Below are 16,599 nucleotides of genomic sequence, written 5' to 3'. Positions count from 1 at the left end.
GCGCAAGCCATTTCCTCAGCTTCATACATATCGCCGCCGCAATCCTATGGATGCGATGAATGTCGATTCAGCCTAGGACGGGGCGACGCTGGCAAAGGCCTCGTTGATGCGGTCCTGCGGCCATTGCGTCACGGAAGACGCCGGTGCGCCGGGCGCGCGGATATCGACGCCGTCGCCCGACCGCAGGGTCTGTGTCGCGCCGGCGGCCGTAACAGCCAATTCGCCGCGCTCGACGAATACGGCAAACACATCGCGGTTGGGACCGGCGAAAAACCGCGTGCCGCGGACACCGAGCTGACCGAATACGGAGCGAATGGTGGTGGCGGTCTTCGGGGCGTCTTCCGGCCGGTCGAACACCATGGCGCCGCCCGAAAGGTCGAAGGTTCCCTTCACCCCGGCCAGATATTCGTCGATCAGCAGTTCTGCGTCGGCGCCAAGCCGCAACGCCGTCTCATCGCCGAGCAGCATGGCAAGGAAGCTCTGACCGCCGGTCTTGACGAGGTCGCGTTCCATCAGGCCCGCGCCGACGCTCAGCGCAACGCTGTTTCCGGAGCGATCGGCAGTCGCGACGCCGGACAAAGCAGTGACCGCGCCGATGGGGTCGGCTGCCACGGAGCGCGCGGGCAGCGCCAGGCTTCCCGCAAGGCCGGTTGCGGCGGCAAGGAACTGCCGGCGATTCGAGTGTCTTTTTTGCATGGCGCGAATGATCTCTTCTGTCCAGGTTCCGCCGAGACGGTAGGTGTTAATTGTGCGGTCTTTGTGACGTGATTTCACTGTGTTTTCTGTGAATTAGCCCACATTCATATGCCCAGGATCGCTGTCGTGATCATGAAATACATGAGCAATCCGGTCGTATCGACGATGGTCGTCAGCGCGGGACCGGCCATGATGGCCGGGTCCTGGCGAATGGTCAGGGCAAAGAGCGGCAGGATCGCACCGATGATTGCCGAGACAACGACCTGCACGGCTATGGCCACGCCGATGGCAAACGCGATCATGTGCAGCGTCAGTCCCTGCGTCACATCGGCGCTGTTCGATATGAAAAGAACCTTCACCAGCGCGAAGGCAAAGAGCATCGCGGCAAGCATCAAGGCAATCCTGACCTCGCGCCCCAGCACGCGCAGCCCGCTGCCGACGGTGACGTGGCCCGTGGCGATCGACCTTATGAGAAGACCGGATGTCTGGGTTCCGACATTGCCGCCGGTGTCGGCGACCATCGGCATGTAGAGCGCCAGAATGACGAGCGCGTCGAGGGCGTTCTCATAGACGTGGACGACATAACCGGCGAGCAGCCCGGCGACGGCAAGGCCGAAAATCCACGGCGCGCGCCGCGCGAAGTCGCGCCAGATCGGAACATTGAGATAATCCGGCTGGGTCTCGCCGGTGACGGCGGCGAACCGTTCCATATCCTCCGAGGCCTCTTCCTCGAGCTGCTTGTATGCATCGTCATAGGAAATGGTGCCGATCAGACGCTCTTGCGCATCGACCACCGGCAGAACCGTCCTGCCGCTTTGCGCCACCTGCCGGGCGGCATCCTCGACCGGAAGATCGACGCCGATCGCGTGGACATCCCGGATCATGATGTCCTCGACGCGGGCGTCCTTCGGCGCGCGCAGGAGTTCACGCAGGCCGACCCGGCCGATCAGGCGGTGATCGGCATCGACAACGAAGGCCACGTAGATCGTCTCCGCCGCGTCCTCGGCGACAAGCTGGCGCACGGCGTCGCTGCAGCGGGTCCGCGGCTGCAGATCCGCGTAGCGCGAATTCATCAGACCGCCGGCGACTTCTTCCGAATAGTCCGCCAGCCGGGCGATTTCGGCGCGACGTCCTCCGGCTATTCTCGCGCTGATGGCGCCGCGGCGTCGGGCCGGCAGCTTTCGCAACAGCCGCGCGGCATCGTCGGGCTGCAACGGATCGATCAGCCGCACGATGTCTTCATCGGCCATAGCGGCCAAAACCTTCTTTTCCGGTTTCTGCTTCAAGTCCATGGAAATACCCGAACGTTTGCTGGAGACCCCACCGTTGCATAGCAACTCCCGCCAATGGCCGTAAGACAACGAAGTGAGGAATCTTGGGATGATCGATCCGGGTCTTCGCGCATGAACGCCGGATTAATGGCGGGTTCAATATTGGTTCAGCGCCGCCTTGTCATGATAGTGTGCATCATCAACACCGAACCCGACGGGGGCACGTCATGAAAGCCACATTTTTCGCAGCCATCGCATTCGCAGCCGTAGCCGCAGCCGGCAGCGCCCAGGCCCTGGACCTGCAGGAGGGCGGATCGCCCAAGCTGAAAGTCACCAAGCTCCAGATGGGAATCAAATCGCCGGCCACGAACGCCTGCCCGGCCAATGCGCAACTGAAAGCCTGGGTCTTCACCAACAAGGCAGGTTCGGTGCCGATCTACATCGCGCGCAATGGCGGCACCGTCTCCGGTCCCTACATGGTGCAGACCAAGGCAACCGGCAACGGCACCTTCATGGGCGTCTATTCCAGAACGCTGCAGATCCACCAGCCCATCGACGCGCAATACCGCGCCTCGGCTCCGCAGCACAAGAAGCTGAGCAACTGGGTGCCGCTGAAGGCAAGCTGCAAGATCGGCCTGGGCGGCGGCGGCATCCTGCAGAACTGACCCCCGCCGGTCTCCGGATCAATCAAAGCCCCGCCCCCGGCGGGGTTTTTTTATGATGCGCCGCCGCAGTGTGAATTGCCGTTTCCGAGCCTTCTATTGTAGACTTGCCTGCAAGGAAGGGACGAGATGTCACGCTTCTTCGGTTTGTTCCTGGTGCTCGTGACCGCGTTGTCCGCCAATGGTGTGGCCGCGCAGGAAAACACGCGGACCTTCGAAACGCCGACCATCAACGGCGTGCGGCTCGATTGGTGCAAGCATTTTGCCAGTCAATGCGGCGCGCCGGCTGCCGACCTGTTCTGCCAGCAGAACGGCTACAAGCGCGCGACGCGCTTTATCATCGATCCGGGCATCGGCGCCTTCGGCATCCCGACGGTCATCTCCGGCGACGGGCGCCTGTGCCGGGCGCCGATCTGTTCGGGCTTCCGGGCAATCACATGCACCAGACCGGCACCCGTCAAGGAAAAGAAGCCCGACGGCGGGCAGATCGTCGGGAAACCGCCCAAGGCCGGCCCAGACATGGAAACGGTCGTGCTCGGCCCGAACCGCACGCGTTACCGGTTTCCGAAAATCAGGAATGTGCGCCTGGACTGGTGCCGCAACTGGGGCAAGAACTGCGGCGAACCGGCCGCCGACCTGTTCTGCCGGGAAAAGGGTTTTGCCCGGGCCGGCAAGTTCACCCGCGATGAAACGACCGGCAAGAATGGCATTCCGTCGGTGGTTTTCGGAGACGGGCGCATTTGCAATGCCGACTATTGCAACAGCTTCAAGCAGGTCACCTGCGTCCGCCGCAAGGCAGCGGAAACGGCTGAAAAGCCGAAGGAGCCGGGAAAGCCGCCCGCCAGACCGGGAATCGAGCTGACGATCACCGTGCCGCAGATCGGGGTGGCGGTGATTCCGATCCCGACGCCGAAGCCGGTCCGACCGCCCCGGGTGGCCGGGAAGCCCAAACCTGCCTTGCAGACGAGACCGCCGAGGAACGATGTCATCGTTGTCGGCCCGCCGGTGAATTACGAGCGCTTCAAACCCCTTCCGCGGCAAGAGCTGACGGCAAACTGGGTCGGCATCATCGATACCCTGGACAGCTATCCGGAAGGTGCCAGCCTCTACAAATGCGCCAGCGGGGACTGTTCGATCGCGACCGCCGCCGATTTCGAGATCGACCCGGACGCGCAGTATCAGGCGGTGCGCCTGAATTACCGGGTGGGCAAGGTGCCGCACGCTTCGGGCGCCCTGTGGCAGGTGAGCTACCTGCCCTATCCGCCCTTCGGCAACGGATCGGAAAGCGACATCGAACCGCAAGGCCTCATCGCGTCCGATATCGCCGATATCAAGGAAGGCTGGTTCGCTTTCGACCCGAAGGACCTTGCCACGGACCTTCCGGGCAGCGGCGGACCGGCGATCTTCTACGTGCGGGTGCTGCCGGTCGCAGCCGGCTCGGGCCGGGTCGTCGGCCAGCCTTCGAACATGATGCGGATCTATTACGGCGCCGCGCCGCCGCCGCAGGAGCCTTTCGAATTCTATGCCAAGGAAGAGGTTCAGGGCAGCCGGCCGCTGATCCGCATGACGGCGCTGGAATTCAAGCCGTTTCACCAGGTCGCGCGCTGGCCGCCCGGCTGCAAGACGTGGGAAGAGAAATACGGCAAGAAGGACAGGAATGCTCTCAAGAAAATCGGCAAATTCTTTACCGGCGCGTGGGACTGGACCGGCAAGTCCTACCAGTGGATGAAAAACCGCGTTGTCGACATTGCCGCGACCCTGACCTTCAACATCGTTCCCGACAGCACGCTCGAATTCGCGCTCAATTCCGCCCTGGTTTCGGCCGGTATTCCGCCGGATATTCCGAACCTCGATCAGATGATGCGCGACGGGGTCGACGGGCTGGCAAAGGAAGTGGCGAAAACCGCGGTCACACAGGTACCGACGGCCGATCTCGCCACCAATGTCGGCAATCTGGCGGTTGATATCACCATCCAGACCGCAGCCGGCATGGCCGAGGAAGAGCTGCGCGAACGGCTTGAGGAGGAAGTCGAGAAGCGCACGCGCCAGGCATTGCTGCAGGCAGCCGACGAACTGGAGCAGCAACTGAAATCGAGCGGCAAGGGTGCGCTGTGCGATCCCACCTATTTCCACGGCGTCTACAAGGTGACGGTGAAAAACACCGGTAACAAGGATTATGCGGGTCTTCAAATCCGGGCGAATGCGGCCCCAGTCTATCTGGAGCGGACCTGGACGGTCGACCTTGAGGCGGGCGAGGAAACCACATTGGTCGCCGTCGCCGCGCCGCGCCTGCCGAACGGCCCCTACAGCCATCCGCTGCTGCCGCCCGGCAAGCGCGCGGAAGAAGACATCGACCGCTGGTGGAACGATATCGTCCATGACGAGGAAGTGGAGATCGAGGTGGTGCTGCCGGGAGCGCGCAAATGCCTCGGCGGCGATCCCTCAAGCCGGTTCTGCGAGCAGGAATATTTCACCGCCCACCGCTCGCCGCCGCAACCGGTGACCGAGGGCTACGAATTCTCGCAGTAGGCAGCGAAAACAGACGGGCCTTTGTCTAGAGCAAGTTGCGATTAGATTGATGCATTTGATGGCGGAAAATCGGTTCAGCCGGTTAGGCGCGTCGCGCAGCGCGATGCAGCGCATCGGGCAAGCGGCGCAACGACGCCGATGGGCCGATTTTCCCCACCCTGGAAAGGAAGAACCCATTGGATAACAACGGTTAATGGGCCGGGCGATTTTGGCCCCTGGCGTCGTTGGCTCGCGCTTGTGGTGGGGTGACACCACGGCGCGCAACCCGCCTAACCAGCGACCAAAATCGCCGCGGTCAAATGCGTCAATCTAATCGCAACTTGCTCTAATCCCGCACCAGAAGATGCGCATTCATCATGCCGGCGAAGCGATCCATCATGCGGGCGAGATAGGCCGGGTCCGAAACGAAGCGTTCATGCGTCAGCAAACCCCGGAAGAAAGTCCGGCTGATGCTCCACAGCAGCGCTGCGTCGTCATCCGCGGGATCCGAGCCGCGATAGCGTGCGCTGATTGCCGCCGCGCTCTCCGCCTCCCACGCATGCAGGTCATCGGCCAGCACCCTGTGGAGTTCGCGATCCGTTCGGCAGGCAACGATGATTTCCACGAAAGCCCGCCCTTCGGCGGTATTGACGATATGGTTCCAGGAATCGATCAACAGCTTTTCAGCCGGCACGGGGCGCTCGCCCGCATCCCCGGCCGCATGCATCGGACGCATCGCCGCGTGCAGCATGCGCATGCATGTTTCGGCCACAAGCGCCTGTTTGGTGGGGAAATGGTGGGTCAGCGCACCGCGCGACACGCCGGCACGCTCCTGGATCCTGTTGATCGAGGTTTCCGCATAGCCGAGTTCATCGAGACAGGCGACAACGGCGGCACAGATGCGCCGCTTCATGGCCTCGGCCTTGATATCCTTCTTGGATATCTTCGCCGGCCCTTCCCGTGTCACCGTATCCGACATAATTGCCGCTTCCCCCTTGGAGCGAGACGTGTGTTTATATCGCCTTGACAGGTCGCGTGGCAAGAATTTAAAAACAGAATGTTCGGTCTGTAATAGAGATCCATCTATTGGGAGGACGCATGCCCAAGGACCAGTTGATCATCGCAGGTGCCAGCGGCTTCTGGGGCGAGGCGCCGCATGCGACCGCTCAGCTGCTGCGCTATCCCGGCCTCGAATTTCTGGTCTACGACTACCTTGCCGAGATCACCATGTCGATCATGGCGCGGGCGCGCATGAAGGACCCTGCCCTCGGCTATGCAACCGATTTCGTTACGGACGCCATGGCCGGAAACCTTGAGGAAATCGCGAAGCAAGGCGTCAAGGTCCTGTCCAATGCGGGCGGCGTCAATCCGGCGGCCTGCGCAGAAGCGCTGCGCAAGGCAATCGAGGCGGCCGGGCTCACGCTGAAAGTCGCGGTTGTCGAAGGCGACGATCTGGCAGCCCGCGCACCGGAATTTTCCGATCGCCGCGAGATGTTTGCCGGGACCGCCTTTCCCGATGCGTCCAGGGTCGCTTCGGTCAATGCCTATCTGGGCGCCTTTCCGGTCGCGGCGGCGCTCGATGCGGGCGCCGATATCGTTATCACCGGGCGCTGCGCGGATAGCGCCCTGGTGCTGGCCGCCTGCACTCACCGGTTCGGATGGACACAGGGCGACCATGACCGGCTGGCCGCCGGCTCGCTCGCCGGTCACCTGCTGGAATGCGGACCGCAATCGACCGGCGGCAATTTCACCGACTGGGAGCTGTCCGGCGATATCGCCGAAATCGGCTACCCGGTGGCGGTCGTCGAGGAAGACGGCCGTTTCGACATCACCAAGCCGGACGGTACATCCGGCATCGTATCGCGGGCTTCGGTGGGCGAGCAAATGCTCTACGAGATCGGCGATCCGCAGGCCTATATGCTGCCGGACGTGATCTGCGATTTCTCGCATGTCGTGCTGGAACAGGCCGGCAAAGACCGCGTGCGGATCACCGGCGCGCAGGGCCGCGCCCCGACCGGACGGCTGAAGGTCTCGGCGACCTTCATGGACGGCTACAGGGCCGGTTTCGTCTTCCAGTTCAACGGCCGCAATGCGCGCGAGAAAGCGCAAGCCTTTGCCGAGGCCGGCCTGAAGCGCGCCCAAACGCGGCTCAAGCAACTTGGTGCGCCGGACTATAGCGAGACAGCCGTCGAGCTCTTCGGGGGCAGCCCCGGCGGCAAGGGCGACGAGGAGATCTGCGTCAAGGCGGCCGTGCGCCACGCGGATGCGCGCGCCGTCGGACTGTTTTTAAAGGAAATCACCGGCTGCGCGCTGGCAACGCCGCCTGGACTGCATTTCTTCACCGGTGCCGGCCGGCCGAAACCCTCCCCGGTCGTGCGCCTGTTCTCATTCCTGATTGCCGCCAGCGACGTGCCGGTTCGCGTCTCGATCGACGGCAACGATATCGGTTACGCGGCAGCCGTCCCTGCCCTCCATGACGCTGTCGTGCCCGACCGGCCTGCCCCACCGCCACCGGCTGCCGAAACCGACCTCGTCACCAGCCGCCTCGAGGCGCTGGCGTGGGCGCGTTCCGGCGACAAGGGCAACGATGCCAATATCGGTGTCATTGCACGCCGGCCGGAGTTTATCCCCTGGATCTGGCGCAGCCTCACGGATGGTACGATCGCGTCCGCCTTCGCGCCCTATCTGGAGGGCGAAGTCGAAAGGTTCTTCATGCCCGGAATTCACGGCATGAACATCGTCATGCATAATGCGCTTGGCGGCGGCGGCGTCGCCAGCCTGCGCAACGATGCGCAGGGCAAGGCTTTCGCGCAGACGCTGCTGGCGCTGCCGATCGAGATTCCGGCAGCGCTTGCCGGCAATGCCGCAACGGGGGAACGCTGATGGGTTTTGTCAGCCAGATCGACACCGGCTCGGACCGTTTCGCCAAAAACCGGGACGACATGATCGCCCTTGTCGAGCAATTGCGCGAGCTGGAGGCCAAGGCCGTTGCGCTGTCCGAGCGCCGGCGTCCACGCTTCGAGGAACGCGGCCAGATCACGCCGCGCGAGCGGCTGGCGCGGCTGCTCGATCCGGGCATGCCCTTCGTGCAGCTGCATGCGCTGGCCGGCTATCTCGTCGACAGTTCCGATCCGGAAAAAAGCGTTCCGGGCTCGTCATTGATCGTCGGCATCGGCTTCGTCTCGGGCGTGCGCTGCATGGTCTGGGTCGACGACAGCGGCATCAAGGCAGGCGCCATGGGCAAGATGAGCCTGCCCGCGGTGCTGTCGATCCAGGCCCTGGCGCGGCGGCACAAGCTGCCGCTCGTCCATCTGGTAGAAAGCGCCGGCGCAAATCTGATGGAATACAAGGTCGAAGGCTGGGCGCATGCCGGCGCGCTGTTCCGCAACCTTGCCCTGTTGAGCGCCGAGGGTATACCGACCATAACGGTGCTGCACGGCCCTTCGACGGCGGGCGGCGCCTATATGCCGGGCCTGTCGGATTACGTGATCGGCGTAAAGAAAAACGGCATGGCGGCGCTTGCCGGCGCGGCGCTGGTCCACGCGGCCACGGGCGAGAAGGCCGACGAGCGCGAACTCGGCGGCTCGGAAATGCACGCCAGCACATCGGGTCTCGTCGAGTATCTGGCTGAGGACGACGCGCACGGCATCGCCATTGCGCGCGACGTTGTGCGCCGGCTCGACTGGAACAAGCGGCTGGCCCCGCAAGGCGAACGCGCATTCGAGGAACCGAAATACGATCCGGACGAACTCGCAGGCGTGGTTCCGGCGGATTACAGGACCCCCTACGACGTCCGCGAGGTTGTTGCGCGCTTTGCCGACGGTTCCGATTTCGAGGATTTCAAGCCGCGCTACGGCCTGTCGACCGTCTGCCTGCAGGGTGCCATCAACGGGATCGCCTGCGGCATTATCGGCAATAACGGTCCGATCGATCCGGCCGGTGCGACAAAGGCGGCCCAGTTCATTCAACTGTGCGACCAGGCGGACATGCCCATCGTCTTCCTCAACAACACCACCGGCTACATGGTCGGCACGGAATACGAACAGGCGGGCATGATCAAGCACGGCGCCAAGATGATCCAGGCGGTCTCCAATGCGCGGGTGCCGAAGATCACGCTCTATATCGGCGCGAGCTTCGGCGCGGGCAATTACGGCATGAGCGGCGTCGCCTTCGAGCCGGACTTCCTGTTCGCGTGGCCCAATGCGACGACAGGCGTGATGGGCGGGGAGCAGGCCGCCGGCACGATGACCATGGTGGCGCGTGTCGCGGCGCAGCGAAAAGGCGAAGAAGTCGACGAGGAAGCCCTTGCCGGACAGCACAAGATGATTGCCGCGCATTTCGACCGGCAGTCCGACGCATTCTTCACGTCCGGCCGTTGCCTCGATCACGGCATCATCGATCCGCGCGATACGCGCAAGGTCCTGGGCTTCTGCCTGGAGACGTGCCTGGAATCTAGAAACCGCACCTTGCGGCCGAACGCCTTCGGCGTTGCGCGGATGTAGGAGGCGACCATGACAGACCTGCCGCAAACCGAAGCGATGGATCTCGAATACGAAGCCGGATGGCTGACCGTCTGGTTCAACCAGCCGGAGATACGCAATCCACTGACCGGTCAGCGGATTGGCGAATTGAAAGCCGTCTGTGACGCCATTGCCGGCAATCGCGATATCAGGGGCGTCACCATTCGCGGGCGCGGCGGTATTTTCTGCGCCGGCGGCGATCTCAAAGCGTTCAAGAGCGCCTTCCAGGGCGATGCAAGCCGCGATGACATCGTCGCCATGAGCCTTGAGGCCGCGGCTCTGTTCGATGCCGTCAACACCTTGCCGCAGGTGACGGTGATGGCGGTCGAGGGCGCGGCCATGGCCGGCGGGTTCGGTCTGGCCTGCGTCGGCGACGTGGTTATTGCCGAAGAGGGCGCGCGTTTTGCGCTCACCGAAACCACGATCGGGCTGACGCCGGCGCAGATATCTCCCTTTGTCTTGCAACGGCTGGGCGCACGCGAGGGCCGGCGACTTATGCTGCTTGCTTCGACGCTCGGCGCCGCGGAAGCGAAGTCCGTTGGCCTCGTCGACACGGTCGTATCCGGTTCAGAAACAATGGATGCCGAAATCGAGGCCGTTCGCACGCAAGTAAGGCGCTGCGCGCCGGGCGCCGTCGCCGAAACCAAGCGGCTGATCCGGACGCTGCCGGCGATGCAGCGCGAAGCGCAGGCAAAGGCGGCAGCGGACAGCTTTGCCGATACCATGGTGTCCGGGGAAGCCCGCGAAGGCGTTGCCAGTTTCCTCGAAAAACGCAAACCCGAATGGGCGGAAAGGTAAGCGGCGTGGCCATATCCTCGATACTGATCGCCAATCGCGGCGAAATCGCCTGCCGCATCATCCGCACCGCGCGCGGGCTCGGGCTGCGGACAATCGCCGTCTATTCAGAGGCCGATCGCGGCGCACCGCATGCAATCATGGCCGACGAGGCCGTGATGATCGGACCGGCACCGGTCGGCGAAAGCTATCTGCGCCCGGACCGCATCATCGAGGCGGCCCAGGCGACACATGCCGATGCGATCCATCCCGGATACGGGTTCCTGTCGGAAAACGAGGCTTTCGCCGAGGCGGTCGACAATGCCGGGCTGGTCTTCATCGGCCCACCCGCCAAGGCCATCTACCTGATGGGCAACAAGGCCGAGGCCAAGCGGCGCATGCTGGCGGCAGGCGTTCCCTGCGTGCCGGGTTATGAGGGCGAAAACCAGGATGACCTCGCCTTTGCCGAAGCCGCACAGGAGATCGGTTATCCGGTGATGGTCAAGGCTGCCGCCGGCGGCGGCGGGCGCGGCATGCGGCTGGTTCAGGAAGCAGGCGACCTTGCCGAAGCGCTCTCGCTGGCGCGCTCGGAGGCGGCCAACGCGTTCGGATCCGATGAGCTGATCCTGGAAAAGGCCATCCTGCGGCCGCGCCATGTCGAAATTCAGGTGTTTGCCGACAAGCACGGCAATTTCATTCACCTCGGCGAGCGGGACTGTTCCGTGCAGCGGCGGCACCAGAAGGTTATCGAGGAAGCCCCCTGCCCCGTCATGACGCCGGATCTGCGCGGCGCGATGGGCGCCGCGGCGGTGGAGGCGGCAAAGGCGGTCGATTATCGCGGCGCCGGCACTGTCGAATTCCTGCTCGATGCGGCGGGGGAATTCTATTTCCTGGAGATGAACACACGCCTTCAGGTCGAACATCCGGTTACGGAAATGGTGACGGGTCTCGATCTGGTCGCCATGCAGATCGCGGTCGCACAGGGCGAAGAACTGCCCCTGAAGCAAGAGGATGTCAGGCTGGACGGCCATGCCATGGAGGCCCGTCTTTACGCCGAGGATCCATCGCGCGACTATCTGCCCGCGACCGGCCACATCGATCTGTGGCGTCCGGCCACGGGGGACGGCATCCGGGTCGATGCGGGCATCGCATCCGGCATGGAGGTGTCGCCCTACTACGATCCGATGCTGGCGAAGATCGTTGCCTGGGGCGAGACCCGGGACGTGGCACGCAGACGGCTGGTGCAGGCCTTGAAAGAGTCCGTGCTTCTGGGGCCGAAGACAAACAGCGCCTTTCTTGTCGACGTGCTCGAACAGGACGCATTCGCCAGGGGCGAGGCGACCACGGCGTTTCTCGATGAGTTCTATGGCGGCGGCTTCGATGCGGACGAACCGGACGGAGCGGAAGTCGCCCTTGCCGCGGCGCTGCTGCTCGACAGCGAGCGCGGTGCCGCTTTTGCGGCCGCCGGCTATGTGTCGCGATCGCAGCTCGGCTGGTCGAGCGCGCCTCTGGCGCCGATCCCGCTGCACCTGATGACCGACCATGGCGATTTCGACGTCGGAGCCGAATGCCTCGGCGCCGTGTGGTCGATCACCGTGGGTGACGATCTCTACGCGGTCGCGCTCGGCAAACGGGCGGACCATGCTGTCCGCGCAAGGGTCAATGGACGAACGGTGGACGCGGTGGCGGTCATTACCGGCGATGGCATCGGACTGGCGGTCTCCGGGCGGCGTTTCGGTTTCCGGCGCGGCCGTTCGGGCATGCAGGGCGAGGCGGCCGGTTCCAGCGGGCGCGTGGTCGCGCCGATGCCCGGGCTCGTTATCGATATCCTGGTCGAACAAGGCCAGACCGTCGCCAAAGGCGAGGCCCTGGCGGTTCTCGAAGCCATGAAGATGCAACACCAGATCGCCGCACCGATGGACGGCGTGGTCAACAGCGTTGCCGCGGCGAAGGGCGATCAGCTCGCTTCGGGCGACCTGATGATCGACATCGGCGAAGCGGCCGAATAACCGCCAGGGAGGGCGCAATGGAACAGGCGCAGGATTTTCTTGAAGAATGCGAGGCGCTGGCAGCGGTGTTGACCGGCCTCGCCGACAGCGATTTCGAACGGGCGACCCAGTTCAAGGGCTGGACCATCAATGACGTGCTGGCGCACCTGCACTACTGGAACCGCGCGGCGGACCTTTCGGTCACAGATCCCGACGTGTTCAGCGCCGAGCTTGGCGAGCTGATGAAAGCCTTTGGCGGCGGAGGCCTGCGCGACTACGAGAACGCCAAGATCACCGCGCGCGGACAGGAACTGCTTTCCGCCTGGCAGGTGCTGTTTCGCGACATGGCCGCACGCTGGTCGAAACTCGATCCGAAGCTGCGCGTCAAATGGGCGGGGCCGGAAATGTCGGTTCGCTCTTCGATGACAGCGCGGCAGATGGAAACCTGGGCGCACGGCCAGGAGGTATTCGACGTCCTTGGCGCCCAGCGCAAGGAAGCCGACCGCATCCGCAACATCGTCGTGCTCGGCGTCAACACTTTCGGCTGGACCTTCAAGGTGCGCGGCTGGGATATTCCTGAACAAATGCCGCATCTGTCACTGACGCTGCCGTCCGGCGCGACCTGCGAATATGGCGAGCCGGGCGATGCCGGCAGCATCACCGGATCGGCGGTCGAATTCGCGCAGGTCGTGACCCAGACCCGCAACATCGCCGACACCGGGCTTGCCGTGACCGGACCGGTGGCGACCAGATGGATGGAAAACGCCCAGTGTTTTGCCGGCCCGCCGGAGCCTCCGCCGGCGCCGGGAAGCCGGTTTCGCAGCACGTCCTGAGCGCGAGTGGTTGCTATTTCTGCTCGCCCACCAGCCCCTTGACCAGCCATTTCTGCAACAGGAAGACGACGATCGCCGGCGGCAGCATGGCAAGCACCGCCAGGGCCATGCCGTAATTCGTTGCCGTGCCGAAGCGCTCGATGCCGCGCACCAGCGTGAAATAGCCCTCACCGGTGGTCGATACCATCAGCGGCCACAAATACTGGTTCCAGCCAAGCACGAAGGTGACGGCAAACAGCGCCAGGATCATCGGTAGCGAGACGGGCACCAATATATCGACAAGAAACCGCAACGGGCCGGCGCCGTCGATGCGCGCCGCTTCGATCAGTTCGTCCGGAACCGATTTGAAGAACTGCCGGAAGAAGAACGTGCCCATGGCCGCCGCCAGGAGCGGCAGCACGAGACCGGTATAGGTGTTGAGCAGGCCGAGCGTGTGGACGACCTGAAAACTGGGCAATATACGGGTCTCGATGGGCAGGAGCAGGCTGGCGAAAATGAGCCAGAACAGAAAGGAAGCGAAACGCAAACGAAAATAAACCAGCGCATAGGCCGACAGCAGCGACAACAGGCATTTGCCGAGTGAAAAGCCGAGCGCCATGACCGTCGAATTCAGCGCCATCGTGCCCGCGGTGATCGTCTGGCTGAAGCCGGCTTTTTCAGTCAGAACCCGGCCATAGACAGGGACGAATTCAGAACCCCAGGTGAGCTGGAGCCCATCGGCGGAAACAACTGAATTCTGGTGCGTTGAGGTCAGGAAGACAGCAATAACGGGCAGCAGCATGAACACGCAACCTGTGATCAGCACCAGATGATCGAGCACCTGGCGAACCGTCCGTTTTTTCACTGTTACCCGGCTGCTCAATCTATTGCCTTGAAACTAATGGATTTGTTCTCGCCCATGGACCTGTTTAACGCCATGATGGTCAGAAAACCATTTTCGTTTTTACAAAAAATCCTGTCACAAATTCTTCATTTTTTTGACATGTGGGTGTTACTCGCCGTAGCCTAGTTTCCGACGTCTGCGGCCTGCTCTGCGCGTAGTCGTTAGGGGCCATTCAATTCAACATATGAAGGGGCGAATAATGTCAATTCGCAATATCGTAATCGGCGCAATGGCAAGCGCCATGTCGGTCGCGATGGCCGTACCGGCCATGGCGCAAACGGAAATCACATGGTGGCACGCAATGGGCGGCCAGCTCGGCGAAACGGTCAACCAGCTCGCTGAAAAGTTCAATGCGTCGCAGTCCGATTACAAGATCACACCCATCTACAAGGGCAGCTACGAAGAAACAATGACGGCCGGCATCGCTGCCTTCCGCGCCGGCGAACAGCCCAACGTCATCCAGATCTTCGACGCCGGCGCCGCCACGATCATCGGCGCGAAGGGCGCTGTCGTTCCGGCCCAGCAGCTGATGAGCGAAAACGGCGTTCCGTTCGACATCAACGACTACATCTCGGGCGTGCGCTATTTCTACGCGGACAAAGAGGGCGAGATGATCGGCATGCCGTTCAACTCCTCGACGCCGATCATGTACTACAATGAAGACGCTCTGAAAAAGGCCGGCGTGACGCCGCCGAAGACCTGGGAAGAATTCCAGTCGGTCACGGCTCCGAAGCTGAAGGAAGCAGGCTATGTGCCGCTTACGCAGTCGCACCTTCCCTGGATCTTCACCGAGAATTTCTATTCCCGGCACAATCTCGAATTCGCCTCGCTGGACAATGGCTACGATTCCGGCACGCCGGTCATGATGATGAACGAAGACCCCATCAAGGGTCACTTCGCAGCCGTCAAGGAATGGCTCGATAACGGCATGTTCGCCTGGTACGGCACCGGATGGGCCGACAACCAGAAGCCGTTCAACGAAGGCCAGGCCGCCATGTGGCTCGGTTCCTCCGGCTCGTTCGGCGGTGTCAAGGCAGCCGCCAATTTCTCCTTCAACGCGACCTACCTTCCCTACTGGGAGTCGCTGACCAAGGAGCCCTACCAGACGTTTATCGGCGGCGCGGCGCTGTTCGCGATGTCCGGCAAACCTGCTGACGAGAACAAGGCCGTCGCAGAGTTCTTCCGCTTCCTGACATCCCCGGAAATCCAGTATTTCTGGCACAAGGAAACCGGTTACGTGCCGATCACCACGGCGGCCTATGAGCTCGCCAAGAAGGAAGGCTACTACAAGGAAACGCCGCAGGCTGAAGTCGGCATCAGGCAGCTGACCGAACGCGCCGGTGACTGGACCAGAGGCTACCGCCTCGGCTTCTACGTCCAGATCCGCGACGTGATGAACCGCGAATACGGCAAGATCCTTTCCGGAGAGAAAGGTGTCGACGAAGCGTTCACGACAATCGAAGTTGAGTCGAACAAGCTCCTCGAGCGCTTCTCAAAATCGATGGGTAACTGATAAGGTGGTTCGGGGCGCGCGCATTGCGCGCCCCGGATTTTTAAGGGGGCGGGCCTTCGCATGATCAAATCGCAGTTCAAATCGCCGCTATTTCCCTATCTGCTCCTGCTTCCACAGCTTTCCATTGTCGTCATCTTCTTCTACTGGCCGGCCGCCGAGGCGATCCGGTCCTCCTTTTATCTCGAGGATCCGTTCGGATTTTCCTCGACATTTGTCGGCCTCGACAATTTCCGCGACATGGTCTCACGGTCCGACTACGTCGCGACAGCCGAATTCACCATTATATTTTCGGTGATCGTCACATTATTCTCGCTTGCGATTGCCTTGCTTCTTGCCGTCACAGCCGACCGCGTGCTGCGCGGGGCCTCGACATACAAGACGCTGCTGATGTGGGTCTATGCGATCGCACCGCCCGTCGCGGCGCTGATCGGCATCATGATGTTCGACACGCTTGTCGGACCCATCGCCCGTTTCTTCCAGGCGCTCGGCTGGAACTACCAGCTCGGCACAAACCGCTTCGACACGGCCTTCGCCATGATCGTCATCTCGATCTGGAAACAGGTGCCGGTCAACTTCATCTTTTTCCTGTCCGGCCTGCAGGGCATACCGAAATCGGTCCAGGAGGCCGCCGCCATCGACTGCGCCTCGTCGACACGGCGCTTCTGGACCATCACGTTTCCGTTGCTCGCGCCGACAGGATTTTTTCTCCTCATCATCAACATCACCTATTCGCTGTTCGACACGTTCGGCATTATCGACGTCGTGCTGAAAGGCGAACCCGGCAACAACCCGGTCACGCTTGTCTACAAGGTGTTCCTGGACGGTTTCCGGGGCAACGACCTCGGCGGCTCATCGGCCCAGTCGGTGATATTGATGATCCTTGTGCTGATCCTGACGGTGTTCCAGTTCCGCCTGATCGAACGACGCGTTCACTACAATTGAGGACCTGAT

General features: G+C 62.6%; 13 protein-coding genes. 9 read left to right on the top strand and 4 right to left on the bottom strand.

The features are described 5' to 3' along the window. Positions 1–72 precede the first annotated feature (72 nt). On the bottom strand, positions 73–774 hold the full coding sequence (locus tag OOZ53_RS22275) for a FecR family protein (protein WP_271091948.1): 702 nt from the start codon (positions 772–774) through the stop codon (positions 73–75). Between the two features lie 26 nt (positions 775–800). After that, positions 801–1,988: a magnesium transporter gene (mgtE, locus tag OOZ53_RS22270; RefSeq protein WP_271091947.1), complete on the bottom strand. Its 1,188-nt coding sequence runs from the start codon at positions 1,986–1,988 to the stop codon at positions 801–803. A 206-nt stretch (positions 1,989–2,194) separates the two neighbouring features. On the opposite strand from mgtE, the gene OOZ53_RS22265 reads away from it, so the two are divergent. Beyond that, positions 2,195–2,632: a hypothetical protein gene (locus OOZ53_RS22265; RefSeq protein ID WP_271091946.1), complete on the top strand. Its 438-nt coding sequence runs from the start codon at positions 2,195–2,197 to the stop codon at positions 2,630–2,632. Between the two features lie 126 nt (positions 2,633–2,758). Then, the gene (locus OOZ53_RS22260) at positions 2,759–5,158 is read left to right on the top strand and encodes a hypothetical protein (protein WP_271091944.1); all 2,400 of its coding nucleotides are present in this window, start codon (positions 2,759–2,761) and stop codon (positions 5,156–5,158) included. Positions 5,159–5,483: 325 nt separating this feature from the next. Here the strand turns inward: OOZ53_RS22260 and OOZ53_RS22255 are convergent, their stop codons facing one another. After that, the gene (locus tag OOZ53_RS22255) at positions 5,484–6,116 is read right to left on the bottom strand and encodes a TetR/AcrR family transcriptional regulator (RefSeq protein ID WP_271091943.1); all 633 of its coding nucleotides are present in this window, start codon (positions 6,114–6,116) and stop codon (positions 5,484–5,486) included. Between the two features lie 119 nt (positions 6,117–6,235). On the opposite strand from OOZ53_RS22255, the gene OOZ53_RS22250 reads away from it, so the two are divergent. The 5 genes from OOZ53_RS22250 to OOZ53_RS22230 are packed head-to-tail and all read left to right on the top strand — an operon-like array spanning position 6,236 to position 13,252. After that, a complete protein-coding gene (locus OOZ53_RS22250; RefSeq protein WP_271091942.1) occupies positions 6,236–8,020 on the top strand; it encodes an acyclic terpene utilization AtuA family protein in 1,785 nt (594 codons plus the stop codon). After that, complete coding sequence (locus tag OOZ53_RS22245) at positions 8,020–9,639, top strand: acyl-CoA carboxylase subunit beta (RefSeq protein ID WP_271091941.1); 1,620 nt, start codon at positions 8,020–8,022, stop codon at positions 9,637–9,639. The genes OOZ53_RS22250 and OOZ53_RS22245 overlap by 1 nt, the downstream gene beginning before the upstream one ends. Before the next feature lie 9 nt (positions 9,640–9,648). After that, complete coding sequence (locus OOZ53_RS22240; RefSeq protein ID WP_271091940.1) at positions 9,649–10,455, top strand: enoyl-CoA hydratase-related protein; 807 nt, start codon at positions 9,649–9,651, stop codon at positions 10,453–10,455. Next, on the top strand, positions 10,440–12,440 hold the full coding sequence (locus tag OOZ53_RS22235; RefSeq protein ID WP_271091939.1) for an acetyl/propionyl/methylcrotonyl-CoA carboxylase subunit alpha: 2,001 nt from the start codon (positions 10,440–10,442) through the stop codon (positions 12,438–12,440). The genes OOZ53_RS22240 and OOZ53_RS22235 overlap by 16 nt, the downstream gene beginning before the upstream one ends. Before the next feature lie 17 nt (positions 12,441–12,457). Continuing rightward, complete coding sequence (locus OOZ53_RS22230; protein WP_271091938.1) at positions 12,458–13,252, top strand: TIGR03084 family metal-binding protein; 795 nt, start codon at positions 12,458–12,460, stop codon at positions 13,250–13,252. A gap of 13 nt (positions 13,253–13,265) precedes the next feature. Here OOZ53_RS22230 and OOZ53_RS22225 read toward each other — a convergent pair whose 3' ends face one another. After that, positions 13,266–14,033 (bottom strand): ABC transporter permease subunit, encoded by a 768-nt coding sequence (locus OOZ53_RS22225; protein ID WP_271091954.1) that lies wholly within the window; start codon positions 14,031–14,033, stop codon positions 13,266–13,268. 301 nt (positions 14,034–14,334) lie between these two features. On the opposite strand from OOZ53_RS22225, the gene OOZ53_RS22220 reads away from it, so the two are divergent. Together OOZ53_RS22220 and OOZ53_RS22215 are read left to right on the top strand one after the other, a co-directional pair. Continuing rightward, positions 14,335–15,648 (top strand): extracellular solute-binding protein, encoded by a 1,314-nt coding sequence (locus OOZ53_RS22220; RefSeq protein WP_271091937.1) that lies wholly within the window; start codon positions 14,335–14,337, stop codon positions 15,646–15,648. 60 nt (positions 15,649–15,708) lie between these two features. Continuing rightward, entirely contained in the window at positions 15,709–16,590 is an 882-nt protein-coding gene (locus tag OOZ53_RS22215) for an ABC transporter permease subunit (RefSeq protein WP_271091936.1), read from the top strand. Positions 16,591–16,599 lie beyond the last annotated feature (9 nt).

It is taken from the genome of Allohoeflea poritis (genome assembly GCF_027889715.1).
Lineage (GTDB): Bacteria > Pseudomonadota > Alphaproteobacteria > Rhizobiales > Rhizobiaceae > Hoeflea_A > Hoeflea_A poritis.
Note: the sequence above shows the minus strand (reverse complement) of the source record. Positions and strands in the feature narration are given on the sequence as shown.

Bases quoted from the DNA above. Each gene is read 5' to 3' on its own strand.
- OOZ53_RS22240 (WP_271091940.1), top strand. From the start codon at position 9,649: ATGACAGACCTGCCGCAAACCGAAGCGATGGATCTCGAATACGAAGCC.
- OOZ53_RS22220 (WP_271091937.1), top strand. From the start codon at position 14,335: ATGTCAATTCGCAATATCGTAATCGGCGCAATGGCAAGCGCCATGTCG.
- OOZ53_RS22255 (WP_271091943.1), bottom strand. From the start codon at position 6,116: ATGTCGGATACGGTGACACGGGAAGGGCCGGCGAAGATATCCAAGAAG.
- OOZ53_RS22235 (WP_271091939.1), top strand. From the start codon at position 10,440: ATGGGCGGAAAGGTAAGCGGCGTGGCCATATCCTCGATACTGATCGCC.
- OOZ53_RS22215 (WP_271091936.1), top strand. From the start codon at position 15,709: ATGATCAAATCGCAGTTCAAATCGCCGCTATTTCCCTATCTGCTCCTG.
- OOZ53_RS22245 (WP_271091941.1), top strand. From the start codon at position 8,020: ATGGGTTTTGTCAGCCAGATCGACACCGGCTCGGACCGTTTCGCCAAA.
- mgtE (WP_271091947.1), bottom strand. From the start codon at position 1,988: ATGGACTTGAAGCAGAAACCGGAAAAGAAGGTTTTGGCCGCTATGGCC.
- OOZ53_RS22230 (WP_271091938.1), top strand. From the start codon at position 12,458: ATGGAACAGGCGCAGGATTTTCTTGAAGAATGCGAGGCGCTGGCAGCG.
- OOZ53_RS22250 (WP_271091942.1), top strand. From the start codon at position 6,236: ATGCCCAAGGACCAGTTGATCATCGCAGGTGCCAGCGGCTTCTGGGGC.
- OOZ53_RS22265 (WP_271091946.1), top strand. From the start codon at position 2,195: ATGAAAGCCACATTTTTCGCAGCCATCGCATTCGCAGCCGTAGCCGCA.
- OOZ53_RS22260 (WP_271091944.1), top strand. From the start codon at position 2,759: ATGTCACGCTTCTTCGGTTTGTTCCTGGTGCTCGTGACCGCGTTGTCC.
- OOZ53_RS22225 (WP_271091954.1), bottom strand. From the start codon at position 14,033: ATGCTGCTGCCCGTTATTGCTGTCTTCCTGACCTCAACGCACCAGAAT.